The following is a 19,726-nucleotide window of genomic DNA, read 5'->3' as shown; positions in this document are numbered from 1 at the left end:
CCTCCTTACAAAGATATGAATTTATTTATCTTAGTAGCAAGTTTTTGGGGAATAAAAAAGGGACTTCTATGGAACGATTTAAGCCAAGAGACATGTTTGTTGAAGCGGGTTACGGCCCGAACTTTGCTAACCAGTTGATTCAAAATGCCTATAGCAAGCTTTTTGAAGGCGATCCCATAGATGAAAGAGTCTGCTTCGATGCTTCCGACGACATGTCCTACATCGTAGATATCGGCCACGATGATATCCGTTCCGAGGGCATGAGCTACGGCATGTACATCTGCGCTCTCACCGGTCACGAAAAGCAGTTCGACAAACTCTGGAATTTTACCAAGCGTTATTTACGCAACAACGACGGTCCTCACCAGGGTTATTTTTCCTGGCAGGTATCCACCACTGATTTCAGCATGATGGATCCAGGAGCAGCCCCCGATGGCGAAGAATATTTTGCCATGGCCTTGCTTATTGCCGCCGAAAAATTTGGGCGTCCGGAACTCAAGCAGGAGGCCGTAGAACTGATCAACTGGATGCGGAACAAACCCGACAACGGAGAAGTCCGACCCATTATCGACCCGAAACGCCTCATGGTTCGTTTTTCCCCGGTCACCGGCAACGACTTTACCGACCCCAGTTACCACACCATCGCCTTCTACCGCGCGTTTGCAGAAGCCACCGGCGACGACACATGGCTATCCATTGCAGACAAGAGTATTGAGTACATCCAGAAAGCAGCCCACTTCGAAACAGGTCTTTGCTCCGAATACTCAGAATTTGACGGCACTCCGCGCGCAACCCCCTGGTACCCCGAAAGCAACTGCTTCAGTGGTGACGCATGGCGAGTTGCCATGAACCTTGGCCTGGACTACGCCTTGTTCCGCGGCCACAAGTGCGAAAAGGACATTTGCGAAAGAATCCTTTTCTTCTGCGAAAGCAATCGACCCTACCTTGCAGACTACTCTGTAGACGGCGGCGCATTCCCCCGCCAGGGAAGAGCCGCAACCCCGGGTGTTATTGCAATGAACGCAGCAGCCACCCAGGTTTTGAGCGCAGACGACGCCCTTCTCAAACCCTTTGTCAAAGATCTTGCGGCGCTTTCCGTGCCTTGCAGAATTTGGCGATACTACGACGGCATGTTATACATGATCGGTTTGCTTGCTACCGCAGGCAAAATTTCTTTCTAAAAAAAACGGGAGTTAAGAATGAACAAGTTCACCAAGATGTTGCCCATTGTCGGTTGCATTTTTGCACTATCCACCTTGTCTGCTTGTGGAGACGACATCCGTACGGAAACCTACCCCAGCGGAAAGATCCGTTCCCAAGCAACTTACGTAGACAACAAGAAACAAGGTCCTGAAAAGGAATTCTACGAAAACGGCAATGTCAAGCGTGAAGCCTCTTACGTAAACGACCGTCGCCAGGGAGTTTCCAAGGAATACTACGAAGACGGCACCTTGCAGGCTGAGTACAACTACGAAGACGGCTACATCGAAGGTCTTGTAACCCGTTACCATAAGAACGGCAAGATGGCCTCCAAGGCAAACTACAAGCAGAACAAGCAAATTGAATTCGGCGAATACTACGGCGAAGATGGCAACCCGGCCACAAGCGGCAGCTACAAGGATCCTCGCGATGGCATTTCCTACGAATGGATTCGCATCGGCACCCAGCTCTGGACTGCGGAAAACATGAACTACGCTACCGCTAGCGGTTCTCTCTGCGCACAGTGCAACCACTGGGGACGCCTATACGATTTCGAAAACGCACAGAAGGCTTGTCTTGAAGGATTCCATATGCCATCCAAGGATGAGTGGCAAGTCTTGCTGACCTACGCTAGCGTAGAAACTAAAGCAGGTATTGCCCTCAAGGCTGGCTATGGTTGGGACCCGCTGAAGGGAACCGCAAACTACGGCAACGGCAAGGATGAACTGGGCTTTGGCGCAAAGGCCGGTGGCGGTCATTTCGCCAAGAGTGATGTAGCCCTCAAGGACCGTAAGTTTGAAGGCGCGGGTCAAAAGGCTTATTTCTGGGTTAGCAACGGAGAAGTCCTCACCTTCTTCCACGACAAGGACATTGCCAAGTTCGAGAAGTTCAAGCCCGAACACGCAGCAAGTCTCCGCTGCATCAAGGACTAGATTCTAATTACGAATTGCGAATTACAAATTGCAGGTTACGAATTCCGATTTTTAATTCCTAAGTCGGAAACCTAGTAGTCTTTGATAAAAACTTAAGCTCTCGGAATTTTTCCGGGAGTTTTCTTTTTGTCATTCCAGTGCCATTTTACGATAATAGATTTACAAGTGTAAATGGAGAATCGTTCATGGAAATTTTACCCATCATCATCGGCATAATCCTCGGCGCAATTCTTGGCGTCATCATCGGCATTCTAGCCTCTCGCAATAAGCAAGCCCTTTTGCAGGCGCAACTACAGTCGTCCAAGGAATTGAGAGATTTTGCCCTGAAGGAACAGCAACTTCGCTTTGACGAAACCATCGCCAAGGTTCAGGAGCAATTGAAAATTGCCACAGATGAAATGCTTAAGCAACGCCAACAGGAATTTGCAAAGACCAATGGCCAGAATATGGAGCAAATCGTAAGCCCTCTGAAGGAAACCATCAAAAAGATGGAAGAAGCCATGAAGGTTTCCACCAAAGAGCACTCTGAATTAAGCGGGGCTTTGAAAACCCAAATTGAAAACGCCATCAAAATGAGCGAAAATGCAAAAGCCAGCGCCGAAGAACTAAGCCGTGTGTTTAAGCATAGCTCCAAAATTCAGGGCGACTGGGGCGAAACCGTTCTCAAGGATCTTCTTGATGGACAAGGAGCCCACTACGATTCCCAGGAAACCCTGCGAGATTCACAAGGCAACCTTATCAAAAACGAAAAAGGCCATAGCCTCCGTCCCGATTTCATCCTCCATTTGGACAACAGGCGCGAAGTCATCATCGACTCCAAGGTTTCCATGACAGCCTTTATGGACTTCGTCAATGCAGAAACAGAGGAACAGCGTGCAGCAGCCCTGGCTGCCCACGTTACCAGCCTCAAGAAACATGTAGACGAGCTTTCCCGAAAGGATTATTCCTCCTACATCATGGCACCCAAGGTCAAGATGGATTATGTTATCATGTTCGTACCCCATTCAGCAGCCCTATGGACCGCATTGAACGAAGCACCGTCCCTATGGCGCGACGCCATGGCAAAGCACGTGTACATTGTAGATGAACAGACCTTGTACGCAGCGCTTCGCATGATTGATCTTACCTGGACCCAAATCGCCCAAGCGCAGAACCACGAACAAGTCTTTGAACTGGCAAATGAAATGATTGAACGTGTAGGCCTGTTTATGGAAAAATATCAAGCTATTGGGGCAGCACTGAACAAGGCACAAAGCGCCTATGAAGACGGAGAAAAGAAACTTAGCCCTCGTGGCCAAAGCATCATCACCACCTGTGGTAAATTGGTTCAACTCGGCGCAAAACAAAGCGACAAGCATCTCGTTCCTGGGCTTCTTGACATAGACGAAGCCTTGCTAAAAAGCGATCCTCAAGAATAACGAAAAAGCCTCGGTTTTACCCGAGGCTTTTTTTACAGACGAACGGCAAAAATTACGTTGTGTACTCAGCGTTGATCTTCACATAGTCGTAGCTCAAGTCGCAAGTGAATGCGCTAGCGCTAGCATGACCGATGTTCAGCACCAAGGTAACCTTGTATTCACGCTGACGAACAACCGCATGAAGAGCATCCATCTGTTCCTTGGAAAGCTGCACCGGACGGCCGCCTTCAAGAACCTGGACATCGCCGAAGTAAAGGTCGGTATGTTCAGCAACCATGTTGCAGCCGCTGGAACCAGCAGAGCTCAGGATACGGCCCCAGTTGGGGTCTTCGCCGAACATGGCGCACTTGGCCAAGTTACTGGTACCGATGAAACGAGCCATCTTCAAAGCTTCTTCGTGGGATTCAGCCTTTTCAATGCGGAGTTCGATAAGCTTAGTAGCACCTTCACCGTCGCGAACGATATCCTTAGCGAGGCTCTGCATAATCATGGTGAGAGCTGCGCGGAATTCGCCCTGTTCAGACAAGGTAAGATCTTCGTACTTGATGCCGCTCATGCCGTTGGCAAGGAGGATGCAAGTATCGTTGGTGCTGGTGTCGCCATCAACGGTAATAGCGTTGAAGGAGTCTGCGATGTTTGCACGGAATTCAGCAAAGAAGTCGATAGGCAAACCAAGGTCAGTGGTAATGAAAGCCAGCATGGTAGCCATGTTGGGGTGGATCATGCCACTACCCTTGCAGGCGCCACCGATGGTGACCACACCCTTTTCGGTCTGGATTTCAACAGCGTGGCTCTTCAAAGCCAAGTCAGTAGTAAGAATTGCGCGGCCGAATTCTTCGGAAGCATCAGCGCGAAGCTTTTCCACCAAGCGAGGAATACCAGCTTCGATCTTGTCCATGGGCATCAGGTGACCAATAACGCCGGTGCTGCAAACGAGAGCGCTCTTCGGAGTAAGGCCGAGAGCTTCTTCGGTAAGAGCAGCCATGCGTTCGGCATCCTTGTAACCCTGTTCGCCAGTGCATGCATTTGCGTTACCGCTGTTCACGATAACAGCAGAAGCAAAGTGAGCGTGTTCCAAGGCTGCTTTGTCGTAAAGGACCGGGGCAGCCTTAACCTTATTGGTTGTGAAAACAGCGAAGCAGCGTGCAGCCTTTTCACTCTTCAGAAGAGCCATATCAGCATTGCCGCTGGCCTTGATGCCGGCACAAATACCGGCTGCGGTAAAGCCCTTGGGAGAGCAGACGCCGCCTTTTTCCAACACAGTATACATAGTATCTCCTATTGATTTTTTACACGCTAAATATACAACAAAAAAAGCCTCCTCGCTAGCCTTTACCTGGTTTACTCCCCTAAAAAAATTCTAATTTAAGGCTATGGCAAAAACACCCTGTACTAAAGAAACTTACGACAAGCTGGTTGAACGTTACAATTTCCTCAAGAAGATTGAACGTCCCCGCGTTGTTGACGAAATGGAAGAAGCCCGCAAGCAAGGCGACCTGAGCGAAAACGCAGAATATCATGCCGCCAAGGAAATGCTGGCTCATATCGATCTGGAAATTCCCAAGCTGGAAGACCAGATTTCCAATGCAATCATCGTTGAATTTGATGCAAATTCCGACACCGTCCGCTTTGGCGCTACCGTCATTGCCAAGAACTTGGCCACCAAGCGCGAAGTGACTTACCAGTTGGTTAGCCCCGAAGGTGTTGATCCTATGAATGGCAAGATCAGCTTCAAGAGCCCCATGGGTTCTGCTTTCATGGGCAAAAAGAAGGGCGAAATCGTCGAAGTTGTTACCCCCAAGGGCAAGAACAAGTTCGAAATCGTCGACTTCAAGTAAGCTACAGCTATGATTTTAGCCCTCATCGGCAAGGACCAGTTCACCAAGGACAAGCTGATCGACAAGTTCCTGCTTGACGCTCTTGGTGACCGCAAAGACGACCCGCTTTCCAAGCAGATCGTGTATGCATCTGATACCAATATTCCTTCCGTGGCAGGGCTCATCATGGAAAGCTGTGGAGCGGTCTCCATGTTCGCTCCAGAACAGGCGGTGGTAGTCCGCAAGGCCGATGCCATGAAAGCCGAGGAATCCAAGGCTCTCGCCCGCTGGCTCAAGGACGCCCCCGACTGCAAGCTGTTGCTGGACTTCGAAGAACTTCGCGCCAACTCCGAATTGTACAAGATTCTCGCTAAGGTTGGCAAAGTCGAAAAATACGAGGAACCCAAGCAATACAAAATGCAGGAATGGATCTCAGCCATGGTGCCGACCCATTTCCATAAGGCCATCGATCCCAACGCAAGCCTATATCTGGCCGACGCCTTAGGCACAAACACCCGCCTCGTCAGCGAAGAAATCGAAAAGGTTCTGCTGTACAAGCCCGACTGTGCCAAGATTACATTGGACCTGGTCAAGATGCTTGTGGTTCCCCAGCGCGAAATTCCTCCCTACGAAATCCTTAATTTCTTCGGGATGCGCGACCCAGCTGGCTACACCAAGAAACTTCACGAAATTCTCTACGGTGGTGGTGACGCCATCAGAGTCGCAAATGCTCTCTACAGCCATGCCGTCGATTTGCTGAACTTCATGTCCCTTACCGCCAAGGGTAAATCCCAGGAAGACGCAGCCCAGGAATTGGGCAAGAACGCCTACATTTTCTGCAAGCAAGGCAACGCCGCCGAATGCTGCCGCCGTTGGGGCAAGCCGCTCCTCTGCCGCGTCATCAATCGCTTGGCAGAACTGAACTACGAATTCAAGAGTTCCAGCTGGACTACCGTCAGTCAGGAACTGGCTCTCGCCGCCCTCGTGGTCCGCTAACCCACTCCCGAAAACGTCAGCGCACCCGCAGCCATTCCGGCATTCATCAAACGGAATAAGAAAAACACCGCCAATTCATCCGGCGGTTTTCTTGTATAAAAAAGGCCCCGCATCGCGGAGCCTTTATACTTGATTTAGCACCTTCGAGCCTCGAACCTCGAGCCTCGTGCCTCTAATCTATCAGTCCCATCCGTCGTCGTCATCTTCTTCTTCCGCAGCCGGAGCAGCCGGTGCTTCAGGAGCAGGTTCTTCTGCCACAGGCTCTGCAGCAGGAGCCGGTTCTTCAGCAACGGGTTCTTCAACCACTTCTTCCTGAGCAGGAGCCGGTTCTTCAACAGGCTGTGCTGCAGGCTGTTCCTGTTCGACAGTTTCCTGAGCAGGAGCTTCTTCAACCTTCTTGGCTTCAGGAGCGGACTTGCCTTCTTCCTTTTCATCCTTAGCGATGCGGATAGGAGCTTCGGAAATGTCAACGTTGCCAACGTAGTTGCGAATGATACGCGGAGTAACGAAGATAACCAGGTCCTTCTTCACAACAGACTTACGAGTGTACTTGAAGAGGTTACCGATAAGCGGAATGTCCTTCAAGAACGGAATACCGCTTTCAGATTCCTGGGTTTCGTTACGGGTAAGACCACCGATCACGATAGTTTCACCATCAGCCACAACGACCTTGGTCTTTGCTTCCTGCTTACTGATAACGATCTGACCCTTGGAGTCATAGTCGTAGGAGTTGTTCTGCGGATTCAAGTCAAGCAAGATGCGGTTGTCGCCAGAAACATGAGGAGTAACAGTCAGCTTGATACCAGTTTCAACCATCTGGTTGGAAGATTCACCACTATCGTCAATCACACGGATGGAGACCTGGTCACCCATGAAGACTTCTGCCTGAGTATTGTCGAGAGTAGAAACCTGGGGGCTAGCGAGAACTTCAGTAGAAGCGTCACCCATCAAGTTGCTGATAGCAATCTGAAGGTTGTTGTCCAAGAGGCTTGCGGTAATAGCAGTCGTTGCGCCTGCAACGGAAGGAGAAGCGCCACCATGGGGGAAAGACTGGATTGCAGCGCTGGTACGAGTATTTCCTGCAGCGGAACCAGTTCCTGCAACAGCGGTACCCGGAGTAAGAGCAACATTGCCAGCATTCATAGCCCAGTCAACACCAAGTTCACGAGCGCGTTCGCTGTTCACCACAACGAGCTTTGCGGTAATCATGATCTGCAAGGTTTCGATATCCAATTCAGTCATGGCATTTTCCATCTGCTCAATCTTAGCATCGGTATCGTAAACGATAATGGAATTGGTGCGTTCAACGGTGGTGATCTTACCACGGGGAGACTTCATGCTTTCGAGAACCTTCACGAGTTCGTCAGCCTTTGCATGATGCACCTGGAAGTTCTTACGAACCAGCGGAGCATTCTGTTCAGCCTGAGCTTCTTCGTCGGCAATCTTCTTCTGCTTTGCCTGGTAGGTGGCTTGGCGCTGGATGGTGATGTACTTATCCTGGATCACCCAAGTCAGGTCATTCAAGCTACAGAGAATGTCCAAAGTTTCCTGCCAGGTCTTCTTGGTGACGCGGAGGCTGGTTTTACCCTTGACATCGGGAGCCATAAGAATGTCAACGCCGGCAATCACAGAAATAGATCTGAAGACCGCTTCGTAATCCATATTCACGAAGTTAAAGTCATACAACTTTTTGTTCGGAGCAACGGTACCTGAGGCAGGAGCGGCCCAAGTCGTAGCGATGCCAGCGACCAAAAGAAGAACTGTTAAAATTTTCGTCAACTTTTTCACTTTTGACCTCCAAATTTATCAGGGAGACCCATGGAGTAGCGACGGCTCACACCAAATTCCTGGATAAGGAAGAGCACGTCAGTTTGTGTAATTTTCAAGACCTTTCCGTTGAGAATCTTATCGCCTTCCTTAACAGTGTAGGAAACAGACGGATTCTTGGTTTCAACCAAAATTGCCATGGGAACTTCAGATTCCCAAATAATACCGACAAGTTCAACCTGGTCAATGTTAATGCCTTCTTCGACAAGACCCTTAATTTCAACAAACGGATCACGGCGACCGAAAGAGCTATAGGTAACACGATCTTCATAAAGATCTTCAAGCTTGCTTGTGGGGCCTTCAATAGCATTCAGTTCTTCCCCACGTTCCTTATCCACCTGCTTCAAACGTTCTGCCTGAACAGAGGAAAGTTCATCACGGAAACTAACAGAGCGCTTGTTAACGTAACCAACGCGATTGCCAAACTGGACCTTACGATAAAGACCATTCAAGTCAATGCTGACAAGGCGGTCACCGAATACAAGACGATGCAAGACCTGAGCGTTTTCGTTAGGTGCTGCATAGAATTCAATTTCATCGGAAACCACAATCAGTTCACGAACAACCGGACGCAGGTGGAAAGTCTGAGAACCAGAAACAATCTTCTTGCTGTCCTTTTCAAATTTCTTCACAAACACATCAAAGCTCGGCTTTTCTTCAACAGCCTTCATCCAGTCTCTGATATAAATACCAGTGGGCTGAGCAGACCAGAAAACAAAGCCATCCTTCTTGACCTTGTTTTCTTGAATCTGAAGAATCAAAGCACCTTCCTGAACCATCATCACGGGATTCACACCAGTCTGGAGCTGAATCTTAAGACCATTAGCACCCCAGGTCACATACTTGATCATGGAGCCTGCACCAATCTTAAAGACCGGAGACTTCTGCGGACCAGACATACCAACAGTAATGATGGAAGCCTTATCCGGACCAGTAACGTTCTTGATTTCGATGGGAGAAGTAGCAACCAGTCGGAACTGTTCCATGCCGGAACCAATCAAGACGGTCATTTCCTTCAAGTTCGGGAGAAGGGCAGAAATAGCACCACCTTCCTTGATGGCCTTTTCCAACTGTTTCTGTTCTTCAGCGATACGTTTTTCTTCTTCCTTGGCAGCCTTTTCTGCAGCCTTCTTGTCAAGGAGAGCCTGCTTTTCAGCAGCCTTCTTTTCTGCAGCAAGGCGCTTCTTTTCTTCAAGAGCAGCCTTTTCTGCAGCCTTCTTTTCTGCAGCTAAGCGGAGCTTTTCTTCCTTGGCAGCCTTTTCTGCAGCTTTCTTTTCTGCAGCAAGACGAAGCTTTTCTTCCTTGGCGGCCTTGGCTGCAGCCTTCTTGTCAAGAACGGTCTGCTTTGCAGCTTCTGCTTCGGCAGCTTTCTTGCGGCTTGCGTACATCTTGGACAAAGTCCAATCCTTGCCGCCCTTGCCCTTGAATTTCACAAGGAAGTTAGCCTTATCCAAAGAAATTTCGTTCTTGTCAGAAGAAACGGCTTCACCAACTTCCATTTCAATCTTCAGGAAGTTTGTTCCGCGGAAGGTTTCCTTAAAGACCTTCATGCTCTTCACGAACTTGGACTTGCCATCCACATTGAAAGAGCCTTCGCCAAGAGCAAAGCTGGTTTCAGAGAAGCCCACAGTGAACTTCTTTGTAGCAGCATCATACTTCTGGAAGAATGTCGGCAAGTCCTTGTCAGATGCAAAGGAGAACACCAAACGGCAGCCCTTGTCGCAGACAAAGCGGACATCGTTGATCTGTGCCGCATAGGATGCGACAGCTGCCAACATGAACAAAATAAGGAACTTACATTTCATCATTGGCCCACCTTCTTGGATGTATAGGTGGTCAGATTGAAGGACACAGACATGGTAATCGGAGTCCAACCGTGAGTTTCAGCCTTCTGGATTTCAGCAGCAATGCCAGAATAGCGAGAAAGTCTAAGATTCGTGATTGCCGTGGGATAATTGAAGTTTGCAATTTCAGCAAACAGATAACCCAACATATGATAACCGGAATTCACAGCAATGGAGTAACGGTTTTCAATGTAGTGTTCACGAGCAACACCGCGACCTTCAGGATTAAACTTCTGAATCTGGACACCGGAGCTGCGAAGCACTGAATAGAGGTCCTGCAGGCGCAGAGGAACCTTTTCTTCTTCCGGGAACATTTCCTTCAGTTTTTCGAAATCCTTCTCGGCCTGGACAAGCTGCAATTCCAATTCAGCAACACGATGCTTCTTGGCATTGATCTTGTCAAGTTCACCCTGGGCGGACTGGAGTTCATTTTCCAGGCGTTCACGTTCCATCACAAACGGATTCCACATGTAGTCGTACACGTAGTATGCCGCACCCAGAATCAGGAGGATGATTGCAATGGCGTATATGTTCTTTTTGTCTTTAAAGTCAATATTACCCATATTAGCCCTCCTGTCCGATATCCTTATTCAGGACAACCTTGATGGTAAAGCTATAGGCTTCTTCTCCATCCACTTTTATGGTAGAGATTGTCACCAAAGACACGTTCTGTACACTAGGCTGTTTTTCCAGCTTGACCATGTATTCGGCAACTTCCGAGAAGTCAAAAGTAGTGCCCTTCATTTCCAGGTCATATTCACCCATCTGGTTGATGCTAGTCAACCACATGTTCGGCGGCAACACGGAAGAGATGTTTTCGAACAAAACAACCCAACGCTTCTTGCTCACCTGAATGGACTTCAGTGCATTAATTTTTGTATTCACGATACCCTGTTTCTGTTCAAGATCGCTGATCTTGGAAAGAAGGGGACGTTCACGTTCAACCTCGGCCTTGACGCGAGTCAATTCTTCGTTCAATGCACTGGTCGTTTCAGTCATAAAGGTGCTCAGCATGTAAATGCAAACTGCAGCTACGATAAGAGCAACGGTAGGCCAAATAGTGCGACGGTCGGTGGCCCAAGAGAAGTCTTTCTGCTTCTTTCGGAATTCCACCGGCATGAGGTTGATGGAAATGGCTAGAGCATTCCTAGGAGATTCTTTTTTCTTCGCTGCCATTAGAATTTCCTCATAGCCAGGCCCAAAGCCGGGGCGTAAATGTTGGACAGAGCAACGGAGATACCGCCTTCACCAAAGACCTTGGCATCGCATTCTGCAAGGCGGAACGGATTAACTGTATCCGTTTCAACACCAGTACGTTCAGCAATGTATTCCTTAAGGCCAGGAATTGCGGCGCCACCGCCTCCCAGCAGGATCTTGTTGAGGGTTTTGGAATCTTCGGAAGACGAGAAGTAGCGGATACCGAAATCGATCTGTGCCATCAAGTCTTCGTATGCAATCTTAAGAGCGGCTTCCACTTCTGCTTCAGAGAATCCATCAACGATGGACATGTCACCCTTGTCAAAAATTTCGTGACATTTTTCGGCATCAATGCCAAGATTCATGCAGGTCTTGTTGACCACCATATCCAGCGAACCACCAGTCATGGCACGCATGGAATGGAACTTGCCATCCTGCAAGAAAGCCACACTCATCTTCTTTTCGCCAATGTTGAAAACGGCTGTTGTATTTTCGAGTTCCTTGGAGTCTGCCGTTGCTACATAAGCATTGAGAAGACCAAAAATATCCACATCCATGGCAGAAATGCGAACATCGCGACGAGTAAAGAACTTGGCCCAGGAGTCGAGCAAGGCGTTCTTTGCGGCGACGACGTTCACCTTAAGTTCGTCGCCTTCGCGAGAATAAACTTCATAGTCGATGACGTTATCCTGGTCATCAAAGGGCGGACGGGACTGGGCGGTCTGAAGAATAATAGCCGCTTCGTTACCGTTCTTAGGCACCTTCACAGAGAGCTTATCCACGAGGATACCACCGGCACCAGCACCGCAATTTACAGAGACGACAACGTCGCTGGATTCATCCAAAGGATGACGCAGCAACAACTTAGCGAGAGCTTCGCCCAGCAGATCGCTGCCATCTTTTTCGCGCGGACCATCACCCTCGGTCGAGGCTTCACTATCACGCACCTGAATTTCACCGTTGACGATGGCTCCATCAGGAACGCGCTCTAAGTCCGCATCCACAACGATACGATCCCCGTTGGCGTTATGCAAAACCTTGACGTACTTGATGCTGTAATGACCAACATCAATACCGACCGTTTCGCGCACACCACGAATTTTCGCAATTAATCCTAAAGCCAAAATAAAACTCCAAGAGGAAACAATACAATGTAAATTCTACCTTTATAAACGACGAATGTCAAGCGAATTTTCCGCTAAGTCGTTGAAAATGAACAAGTTATGACCATTTTCTACGCCTTAACCCCCTGTTTTTTGTTCTTATTCACCTCAAAAATGTACTGAAGCACCCTTTCCTGAGTCCAACCGAACTCACCAGTGAAGGAGGCGGTCAGACAGAAGTAATCGGGGTAATTACTGTTTTTATGGCCAAGATTACGCAGAATTTCAATTTCCACGTTCTCTTCACCGAAACTCGGCAACTCAAATTCGATATGGAGATGCTGGCCGGAATGGCATTCCACAGGCAAACCGATCATAATACCGCCTGCGGAAAGGTCCAGCAAAGAGCCACTGCAGGACGATCCATCCGGGAATGTAGCCACCACCGGGAACGAAACAAGTTCACGAACCCAACGACGCAACTGTTTCTTATCAAGAATTGCCGTATGAGGAAGAATCAATTGCCCCGGCAAACAGGATCGAACTTGCAAACGTGCGGAATACACAGCGTCGTCAGGACGCGTCCAACGGACAAGAACAGTCTTGCCAACAAACGACAACGCAGGTCCATAGCTTTCATCGTAGGCAATGAACCATTCCTTCTCGGAGCGATGGATAATTTCCGAATGCTTAAAAACCTTCCCGTCGTCAAGGAACAAGTCTATGCGGTCTCCCACGCAGAACTGACGCGTAGAGCAAACCTGCGTCAAAGGATTCGCCGCAGTGAATCCCATCTTTTCGCGGATGCTCTCAACGGCATCAACGGTTTCGTCACGAATCGTGAAAACGTTACGATAGTCATAAAAATTTGTTACGGCCTGTTCGAACAAACCAGAAGAATTGATGACCGCATCCTTGTTTTCAAAGGACGACGTACGGACCATCTTCTCCAGAGTTCGTTTTTCCTTGGCAGTAAACGCAAAGTCCTTGACCTTTTCGTCAAAGGCTTCCGAGCCAAACATCTCCTCGTTGTCGCGACGGTAGTTGATTCGATGGATTTCCAACAAAATCAACAACAGCAAGAACAAGAAGATGATGAACGCGATCCAGACTAATTGTAACGGTTCAACAACGATCAACGACAACCTCTAGCTATGCGTTAGTCCAGACACCACCGATGTAGGAGCCAACGATTGTCGTAGAAAGTTCTGTACCCACCAGCGGAGAGTTGCAGACATGACCTGCAAAGTCAGATTCAGCAACAGTGTGAGGTTTGTCGGCAAGAACAACAATGTTCATGAGCTTTTCATCTGCTGTCACACCAGCAATCTTTGCCGGTGCGGTAGAGAGAAGTTCAATTGTCTTGGCTTCGCCGAAGCGTTCGCTGAGCAACTTCCAAAGAGCAGGCAAAGCAACTTCCAGGGAAACTGCACCTGGTACGGAATCTTCGAAATTAACTTGTTTGTCCTGACGGAGCACCGGAGTATGGTTCACGCTAATAGCGTTGATGGTTCCGTCTTCAAGGCCCTTCAACAAGGCTTCACGGTCTGCCGCGGCACGGAGGGGCGGAAGCAGATGGAATGCGGAATCCGTTGAGGTAAGGACGGAGTCGTCAAACAGCAAGTGGTACATGTCCACGTCGCAAGTGACGTCGATGCCCTTCTTGCGGGCGTCGCGGATCAAGTCCAGAGTTTCACCGCAGGTCACCTGCTTGAAGTGAACCGGCACCTGCAGGAAGCGAGCGTTTTCAAGAACGGTGTATGCCGCAATTGTTTCTGCAATACGTGGAATACCCTTCATACCCATCATGTCGGAGTAGGCACCTTCGTGAACGCAACCGCTCTTGCGGAGTGTCTTGTCCATGGGCTGGAAGAAGAAACGCTTGCCGGTCATCTTGCCGTATTCCATGGCAAGGCGGATGAAGCGGTTGTGCGGAATACTTGCATTGCCATCACCGAAGCCAGCAACACCCTTCACGTCCAGGTCTTCGTTGCCTTCTGCGAGTTCAAGCATTTCAGCCAAGCGGTCGCTACCGAATTCAACGCTGTAGGCGCCAAGTACGGCGAACTTCATGTTCTGGCCAGCCAAGCGATTTTCAAGAGCGGCAAGCTTTTCGCTGTCGTCCACCGGATTTGCAGAACTTTCGTAGAGAGCGCCGTAGAAGCCACCCTTACGCATAGCCTTGATACCATCCTTTGCTGTGTAGATATCGTCGCGAAGCGGTTCACGGAAATCAACACCAAGGGCGAATAGCGCAGGCATCACCATGGCGCCAGCGCAGTCAACTTCCCCATCCAGTTCGGCAGGATTCTTGGTGAAGTAGTCCGGTTCAACTTCATAACCGTTAGCAATTGCAATAGCGTCCTTCTGGACAAACTTTGCACCGTCCCAAACGCGGACGTTCTTCAAAACAACATTTTCAATTTTCTTTTCGCATGCCTTAGTCATTTGCACGACCTCCAGCCAAAAGGTAAAGCACAGCCATACGTACAGCCACGCCGTTGGTCACCTGGTCAAGGATTACAGAATGTTCGCCGTCGGCGATGTCGGAATCAAGTTCCACGCCGCGGTTGATGGGACCCGGGTGCATGATGATTACCTTGTCCTTGCAGCAAGCGAGAACTTCGTCGGTGATACCGAAGAAGTTGCGGTATTCGCGAGTGCTAGGCAAAAGCGCATCGTCCATACGTTCGTTCTGCAAACGAAGAGCGATGACGGCGTCAGCGTCGGCGACAGCCTTCTTCACATCGGTTTCCCAGCTGACGGAGCCAGCCAGTTCAGGATACTGCAGCAGTTCGGTATTGCGGGGAACCAGAGTGGACGGACCGCAGAGAGTGACATGAGCGCCCATGGTGGTCATGCCCCAGATGTTGGAGCGAGCCACGCGGCTGTGGCGGATGTCACCGATGATTGCCACCTTCTTGCCTTCCAGAGTGCCAAGTTTTTCTTCGATGGTGAGCATGTCCAGAAGACCCTGGGTCGGATGTTCATGAGCACCGTCGCCTGCGTTCACCACGATGGCGTTGCTGTGTTCGGCAAGGAACTTAGGAACGCCAGTTCCCTTGTGGCGGACCACCACGATATCAATCTTCATGGACTCAATGTTGCGGAGAGTGTCCACCAGAGTTTCGCCCTTCTTCACACTGGAGCTTGCGGTAGTGAAGTTCACGGTGTCAGCAGAGAGGCGCTTTTCAGCCAGTTCAAAACTGGTGCGGGTGCGGGTGCTGTTTTCAAAGAACAAGTTCACCACAGTGAGACCGCGAAGGCTCGGAACCTTCTTTACGGGACGTTCCAAAATTTCACGGAACTGTTTTGCGTTGTCGAGAATAGTGCGGATGTCCTGCTTGGACACGCCCTGGAGCCCGAACAAATGCTTGATTTGCAAAGCGCTCACTTTAAGCCTCCACTTCTACGAGATATACAGAATTTTCTTGATCAATAGGTTCGATTTGCACACGGACTTCCTGGTCCTGGGCGGTTTCCACAGAGAGACCGACGCAGTCGGGTGCAATGGGCAGTTCACGATGACCGCGGTCAACAAGAACGCAAAGGCGGATAGCAGCCGGACGACCAAGATCCAGAACTGCGCGCATGGCGGCCAGCACGGAGCGGCCGGTATAAAGAACATCGTCCACCAGGATCACGGTCTTGCCTTCTACGGAAGCGGGCATTTCAGTAATGCGCATTTCGGTAGAAACGTGCTTACGGTAGTGGAAGTCATCGCGGTAGAATGTGGCATCCAGGCTGCCGAAGGAAATGGACTTGCCGAACTTGGCTTCCAGACGTTCCTTCAACTTTTTTGCCAGAGGAATGCCGCGGCTAGCCATACCAAGGATTACCACGTCATCGGCTGTGGGGTGAATTTTTGCAATCTTAGCGGCCATTTCGTCCAAGGCGAATTCCATGGCCTGAGCACTTAGAAGCTCACGGATTTTTTTGCAGTTATCTTTCATATTCAATCTGACTTTTTTCGGTTTTCTAACTCCCGAATTTAGATTATTTGAATATTGGAAAACGGCCTAAAATGCAAGAAAAGACCGATTTTAGGCAGGTTCAAGAGTTCTTCGATGCACGGCAAAAATAAGGGAAAAGCGCCCATCAACCACTTCATCGAATCTAACTCATTGAATATCATAGAGTTATAAAAGGATTTCTCGTTTTTTTCATTACAACAGACTACAAAGTTTCTTTTTTATATATATTGCGTTCTAGAAACAATCAACTCAAGGTCCAGTTCCTCGCCTCTCGTGCCTGGAGCCTGGAGCCTGAAACATCACAGGAGATAATTCCATGGCATTTAATCAGCTGGATAAGCCCCAGGCAGGCGAAACTGTCGCCATCATGAAGACAAACTTCGGCGTTATGAAGCTCCGCCTCTTCCCGGAACGCGTTGGCGAATGCGCAACCAACTTCATTGAACTTGCAAAGCAGGGCAAGTACGACGGCGCCCCCTTCCACCGCATTATCTCTGGTTTCATGATCCAGGGCGGCGACTTTACCAACCGCAACGGTACCGGTGGCCACGCAGCTGGCGGCCCGGGCACCACCATCGACGACAAGTACGATCCTTGCCTCACCCACATGCGCGGTGCTCTTGCCTGGGCAAAGACCATGATGCCCCACTCCATCGGTTCCCAGTTCTACATTGTCCATGGCGACGACGTCCATTTCTTGGACCATCCGGCAAACGGCGGCAAGAACGAAGGCTACTCTGTTTTTGGCCAGCTCTATGAAGGTTTCGAAGTTCTCGACGAAATCGCAGGTGTCAAGACCGACCGTCGCGATGCACCGTTCGAAGACGTCACCATCGAATCCGTGACCATCGAAACCGTCTAATTCGTTAAAAAGCAACAAATTAACGATAAAAGCGCAGGGTAAAACCTGCGTTTTTTTTTGTTTTGAGCCAACGCAACTCAAAATGTTCCGTTCCAAACGATGCGACAAGCTCGCAATTCATAGTTCTCATTCCATAATTCATACTTCATAATTCATAACTGTGGAAAAATCTTCAGATTTTTCCACCCTCCCCCCTTGACAGATTACTAATAAATTTCAATATTTGAGTCACCCTCGGGGTTATAGCTCAGTTGGTAGAGCACCACGCTGGCAGCGTGGGGGTCAGGAGTTCGAATCTCCTTAGCTCCACTAAAAAAGACTCGCTTCAAAGCGGGTCTTTTTTGTTTTCCAAAACACGTCAATCGCAAGCCTCCACACCCAGCAGAAATTTTGTAGTTCTTACAACGCTAGTTTGTCTGTTGCCCCTTAACTCCAAAGTAAGAATTTTGTATCTTTTGCGACGGAATCAAGAGGATCATTATGACCAAGGTTTGGAACTCCTTTTCTAAGATTATTTTAGGAAGCGTCATTTCGTTCTCCGCCGCAGCATTCGCCGAAGAATGTAACGAAGAAACCATGGACGCATTCGCCTACGAAGACTGCATCAATGCACAGAAAGGTGCCGTCATCGATGAAACCAATTTCGGCAGCAACGCCCCCGAAACAAAAGTCCCTGTTGCTGAAGAAGAAAAATACTCTCCATTTGGCAGAGACGCCTACTTGACATCATCCTTTGGCGAAAACCGCGGTACCCGTTACCACGCCGGTTTGGATTACTCCACCCAAATGGAAGAAGGTTGGCCAATTTACGCACCTGAAAACGGCGTGGTCAAGGAAATTCGAGTCTCCCCCTTCGGCTACGGAAAGGTGATGTTCTTCCAAGGCAAGAGCGGAAAGACTTGGGTATTCGCCCATCAGAGCAGTTTCGGTGAATTGGATGACGCTGTCATACGTCAGCAATACGCTACAAAGAAAAACGATGTCACCTTGAAGCCGGGCAAAGCCTATAAGAAAGGCGACGTGCTCACATACTCCGGCAGCTCGGGCATCGGCAACCCCCATTTGCATCTGGAAGTCCGTCTGGACAACGACCGCGTCATCAATCCCCGCCTGATGAATACCGTGGTTTCTGATTCCATCGCCCCCCAAGTTTTCGGCGCCGCCGTCTGGCAGGACAACGAACTGGCCTTCACTTCCGCAGAAGCCATCAACAAGGGCTGCGTCGTCACCCCCGTCAAGAACGAATTTAAGCTGAACATGGCTGTAAAGATCGTGGATTACAGCCGCGAACCCAAGGATAACCCCATGTCGGTCCGTCGCATTTCCATGTGGCGTTACGACGAAAAGATTTACGACGAAACCTTGGACACCCTGCGTTTCAGCAAGATGCTCAATATCCGCGACCAGCTGCTTTGGGCAGAAGAAGCGGACACCGCCGGCGATTGGCACGTGATCAATACTAAGATCGCCCCGCTTTCCACCTACACTTTGGAAATCGAGGACTTCGCCGGTAACGTAACTTCCAAGAAGTTCAGTTTCCACCCCAAGTGCAAAGGCAATGTTGACCTTCAGATGACCAAGGTCCAGACCGCTCCTGTATTTACTTACTTGAGCCGCCCCATGCTGGACTTGTTCCGTTGCGAATCCGGAATGACCTTTACCGCCATGAAGAAGGACGAAGTTCTTTCCGAAAATCTTTGCAGCGTCTACAAGGACCACAAGCCGATGCTCATCGCAAAGATTCTTGAAACCTATCCTGAAATGACAGACATCCACTACACCGCCGATGCATCTTCTACAGGTGACGGCAAGGCCGTAGATGAAAATATTGCTGTATTGGGCTTCGGAAAATACCAGAGCAATGTGAACTGGAAGGTTTCCATGGGCGACATCGACATCACCCAGAAGTTCTCTGGAATCGCCGCCAGCAAGGATACCGCAATCCGCGTTCTTGCAGTAACCAAGACCCGCACCGACAGCCTCGACTATCTGGAATTCCATCCCAAGGGTTTGCAGTTGAAGAACTGGAACGTCTGCGTGGAAAATAAGTCCAATCCGGCTCCGCTTTACTGGCTTGGCGAAACCAGCCGCAACTGGTTCATCTTTAGCAAGCAGACCAAGGGCAAGAACCGCTGCGCCAGCGCAAACGAACTTCGCGACATCGCAAGCATCGACAACCAGGAACCGCCAACCCTCGGCTTCCCCTACTGGGACGCCATCATGATCGGCGGCGTAAGACAGCCGGCCTTGAAGATTCCTCTGATGTTCAAGTACGATGGCGTAGCTGACGGCAACGCAATCACCGTGAAGTACAAGAACAAGTGGCTTGCCGCTGAATACGATTCTGAACCTCGTGAAATCGCTATCGAAGGCGAAAAGCTTCCAGATGCCGGAGAAGACATTACCGTGCAAATCGTCGACGAAGCCGGCCACAAAGTCTCTTACGACGTAACCATTCCGGAGATGTAAGGCCCCCAAAGCAGCGCCGATGTAAGCACCCTACGTTGTCTTTAAAAAACAAAAAATCCTGCGAGTTCATCGCAGGATTTTTTCGTA

17 protein-coding genes and 1 tRNA gene are annotated in these 19,726 nt (G+C 49.6%); 8 read left to right on the top strand and 10 right to left on the bottom strand.

Going from position 1 to position 19,726, the window contains the following annotated elements; all coding sequences use genetic code 11:
• Nucleotides 1-68 precede the first annotated feature (68 nt).
• From MJZ25_07810 to MJZ25_07800, 3 genes are all read left to right on the top strand, one after another.
• Nucleotides 69-1,181, top strand: coding sequence for a glycosyl hydrolase family 8 (locus tag MJZ25_07810; protein MCQ2124075.1), 1,113 nt, complete (start codon nucleotides 69-71; stop codon nucleotides 1,179-1,181).
• An 18-nt stretch (nucleotides 1,182-1,199) separates the two neighbouring features.
• On the top strand, nucleotides 1,200-2,132 hold the full coding sequence (locus tag MJZ25_07805; GenBank protein MCQ2124074.1) for a hypothetical protein: 933 nt from the start codon (nucleotides 1,200-1,202) through the stop codon (nucleotides 2,130-2,132).
• Nucleotides 2,133-2,317: 185 nt separating this feature from the next.
• Nucleotides 2,318-3,550 carry a DNA recombination protein RmuC gene (locus MJZ25_07800; GenBank protein MCQ2124073.1) on the top strand — a complete coding sequence of 411 codons (1,233 nt, stop codon included), beginning with the start codon at nucleotides 2,318-2,320 and terminating at the stop codon, nucleotides 3,548-3,550.
• Nucleotides 3,551-3,602: 52 nt separating this feature from the next.
• On the opposite strand, the gene argJ is transcribed toward MJZ25_07800, so the two are convergent.
• Nucleotides 3,603-4,820, bottom strand: a complete 1,218-nt coding sequence (gene argJ / locus MJZ25_07795) for a bifunctional glutamate N-acetyltransferase/amino-acid acetyltransferase ArgJ (protein ID MCQ2124072.1) — start codon at nucleotides 4,818-4,820, stop codon at nucleotides 3,603-3,605.
• Between the two features lie 103 nt (nucleotides 4,821-4,923).
• Between argJ and greA the strand changes: the two genes are divergently transcribed.
• The gene (gene greA / locus MJZ25_07790; GenBank protein ID MCQ2124071.1) at nucleotides 4,924-5,388 is read left to right on the top strand and encodes a transcription elongation factor GreA; all 465 of its coding nucleotides are present in this window, start codon (nucleotides 4,924-4,926) and stop codon (nucleotides 5,386-5,388) included.
• Nucleotides 5,389-5,397: 9 nt separating this feature from the next.
• A complete protein-coding gene (gene holA, locus MJZ25_07785; GenBank protein MCQ2124070.1) occupies nucleotides 5,398-6,363 on the top strand; it encodes a DNA polymerase III subunit delta in 966 nt (321 codons plus the stop codon).
• 180 nt (nucleotides 6,364-6,543) lie between these two features.
• On the opposite strand, the gene MJZ25_07780 is transcribed toward holA, so the two are convergent.
• The 9 genes from MJZ25_07780 to pyrR all read right to left on the bottom strand — a co-directional run bounded on the left by MJZ25_07780 (nucleotide 6,544) and on the right by pyrR (nucleotide 16,287).
• The gene (locus tag MJZ25_07780; protein MCQ2124069.1) at nucleotides 6,544-8,151 is read right to left on the bottom strand and encodes a type IV pilus secretin PilQ; all 1,608 of its coding nucleotides are present in this window, start codon (nucleotides 8,149-8,151) and stop codon (nucleotides 6,544-6,546) included.
• Nucleotides 8,148-9,998 carry a pilus assembly protein PilP gene (locus MJZ25_07775; protein MCQ2124068.1) on the bottom strand — a complete coding sequence of 617 codons (1,851 nt, stop codon included), beginning with the start codon at nucleotides 9,996-9,998 and terminating at the stop codon, nucleotides 8,148-8,150. The genes MJZ25_07780 and MJZ25_07775 overlap by 4 nt, the downstream gene beginning before the upstream one ends.
• Nucleotides 9,995-10,597 (bottom strand): type 4a pilus biogenesis protein PilO, encoded by a 603-nt coding sequence (locus tag MJZ25_07770; GenBank protein ID MCQ2124067.1) that lies wholly within the window; start codon nucleotides 10,595-10,597, stop codon nucleotides 9,995-9,997. The genes MJZ25_07775 and MJZ25_07770 overlap by 4 nt, the downstream gene beginning before the upstream one ends.
• A 1-nt stretch (nucleotide 10,598) precedes the next feature.
• Nucleotides 10,599-11,210: a PilN domain-containing protein gene (locus tag MJZ25_07765; protein MCQ2124066.1), complete on the bottom strand. Its 612-nt coding sequence runs from the start codon at nucleotides 11,208-11,210 to the stop codon at nucleotides 10,599-10,601.
• On the bottom strand, nucleotides 11,210-12,355 hold the full coding sequence (gene pilM, locus MJZ25_07760) for a pilus assembly protein PilM (GenBank protein MCQ2124065.1): 1,146 nt from the start codon (nucleotides 12,353-12,355) through the stop codon (nucleotides 11,210-11,212). The genes MJZ25_07765 and pilM overlap by 1 nt, the downstream gene beginning before the upstream one ends.
• 110 nt (nucleotides 12,356-12,465) lie before the next feature.
• Nucleotides 12,466-13,473 (bottom strand): PilZ domain-containing protein, encoded by a 1,008-nt coding sequence (locus MJZ25_07755; protein ID MCQ2124064.1) that lies wholly within the window; start codon nucleotides 13,471-13,473, stop codon nucleotides 12,466-12,468.
• A 13-nt stretch (nucleotides 13,474-13,486) separates the two neighbouring features.
• Nucleotides 13,487-14,782, bottom strand: coding sequence for a dihydroorotase (locus tag MJZ25_07750; GenBank protein ID MCQ2124063.1), 1,296 nt, complete (start codon nucleotides 14,780-14,782; stop codon nucleotides 13,487-13,489).
• Nucleotides 14,775-15,728: an aspartate carbamoyltransferase catalytic subunit gene (locus MJZ25_07745; protein ID MCQ2124062.1), complete on the bottom strand. Its 954-nt coding sequence runs from the start codon at nucleotides 15,726-15,728 to the stop codon at nucleotides 14,775-14,777. Before MJZ25_07745 ends, MJZ25_07750 begins: the two co-directional genes overlap by 8 nt.
• 1 nt (nucleotide 15,729) lies before the next feature.
• Nucleotides 15,730-16,287 (bottom strand): bifunctional pyr operon transcriptional regulator/uracil phosphoribosyltransferase PyrR, encoded by a 558-nt coding sequence (gene pyrR, locus MJZ25_07740; GenBank protein ID MCQ2124061.1) that lies wholly within the window; start codon nucleotides 16,285-16,287, stop codon nucleotides 15,730-15,732.
• Between the two features lie 337 nt (nucleotides 16,288-16,624).
• Here pyrR and MJZ25_07735 point away from each other — a divergent pair, with 337 nt between their 5' ends.
• From MJZ25_07735 to MJZ25_07725, 3 genes are all read left to right on the top strand, one after another.
• On the top strand, nucleotides 16,625-17,170 hold the full coding sequence (locus MJZ25_07735; GenBank protein MCQ2124060.1) for a peptidylprolyl isomerase: 546 nt from the start codon (nucleotides 16,625-16,627) through the stop codon (nucleotides 17,168-17,170).
• Between the two features lie 236 nt (nucleotides 17,171-17,406).
• Nucleotides 17,407-17,479: transfer RNA gene (locus MJZ25_07730), tRNA-Ala, on the top strand.
• A 171-nt stretch (nucleotides 17,480-17,650) separates the two neighbouring features.
• On the top strand, nucleotides 17,651-19,639 hold the full coding sequence (locus MJZ25_07725) for a M23 family metallopeptidase (GenBank protein MCQ2124059.1): 1,989 nt from the start codon (nucleotides 17,651-17,653) through the stop codon (nucleotides 19,637-19,639).
• The last annotated feature ends 87 nt before the right edge of the window (nucleotides 19,640-19,726 follow it).

It is taken from the genome of Fibrobacter sp. (assembly GCA_024399065.1).
Lineage (GTDB): Bacteria > Fibrobacterota > Fibrobacteria > Fibrobacterales > Fibrobacteraceae > Fibrobacter.
Note: the sequence above shows the minus strand (reverse complement) of the source record. Positions and strands in the feature narration are given on the sequence as shown.

Excerpts from the sequence above, each read along its gene's own strand:
- MJZ25_07810 (MCQ2124075.1), top strand. The coding sequence starts at position 69 with ATGGAACGATTTAAGCCAAGAGACATGTTTGTTGAAGCGGGTTACGGC.
- MJZ25_07800 (MCQ2124073.1), top strand. The coding sequence starts at position 2,318 with ATGGAAATTTTACCCATCATCATCGGCATAATCCTCGGCGCAATTCTT.
- MJZ25_07765 (MCQ2124066.1), bottom strand. The coding sequence starts at position 11,210 with ATGGCAGCGAAGAAAAAAGAATCTCCTAGGAATGCTCTAGCCATTTCC.
- MJZ25_07775 (MCQ2124068.1), bottom strand. The coding sequence starts at position 9,998 with ATGATGAAATGTAAGTTCCTTATTTTGTTCATGTTGGCAGCTGTCGCA.
- MJZ25_07725 (MCQ2124059.1), top strand. The coding sequence starts at position 17,651 with ATGACCAAGGTTTGGAACTCCTTTTCTAAGATTATTTTAGGAAGCGTC.
- holA (MCQ2124070.1), top strand. The coding sequence starts at position 5,398 with ATGATTTTAGCCCTCATCGGCAAGGACCAGTTCACCAAGGACAAGCTG.
- MJZ25_07805 (MCQ2124074.1), top strand. The coding sequence starts at position 1,200 with ATGAACAAGTTCACCAAGATGTTGCCCATTGTCGGTTGCATTTTTGCA.
- pyrR (MCQ2124061.1), bottom strand. The coding sequence starts at position 16,287 with ATGAAAGATAACTGCAAAAAAATCCGTGAGCTTCTAAGTGCTCAGGCC.
- argJ (MCQ2124072.1), bottom strand. The coding sequence starts at position 4,820 with ATGTATACTGTGTTGGAAAAAGGCGGCGTCTGCTCTCCCAAGGGCTTT.
- MJZ25_07750 (MCQ2124063.1), bottom strand. The coding sequence starts at position 14,782 with ATGACTAAGGCATGCGAAAAGAAAATTGAAAATGTTGTTTTGAAGAAC.
- MJZ25_07770 (MCQ2124067.1), bottom strand. The coding sequence starts at position 10,597 with ATGGGTAATATTGACTTTAAAGACAAAAAGAACATATACGCCATTGCA.
- MJZ25_07735 (MCQ2124060.1), top strand. The coding sequence starts at position 16,625 with ATGGCATTTAATCAGCTGGATAAGCCCCAGGCAGGCGAAACTGTCGCC.
- greA (MCQ2124071.1), top strand. The coding sequence starts at position 4,924 with ATGGCAAAAACACCCTGTACTAAAGAAACTTACGACAAGCTGGTTGAA.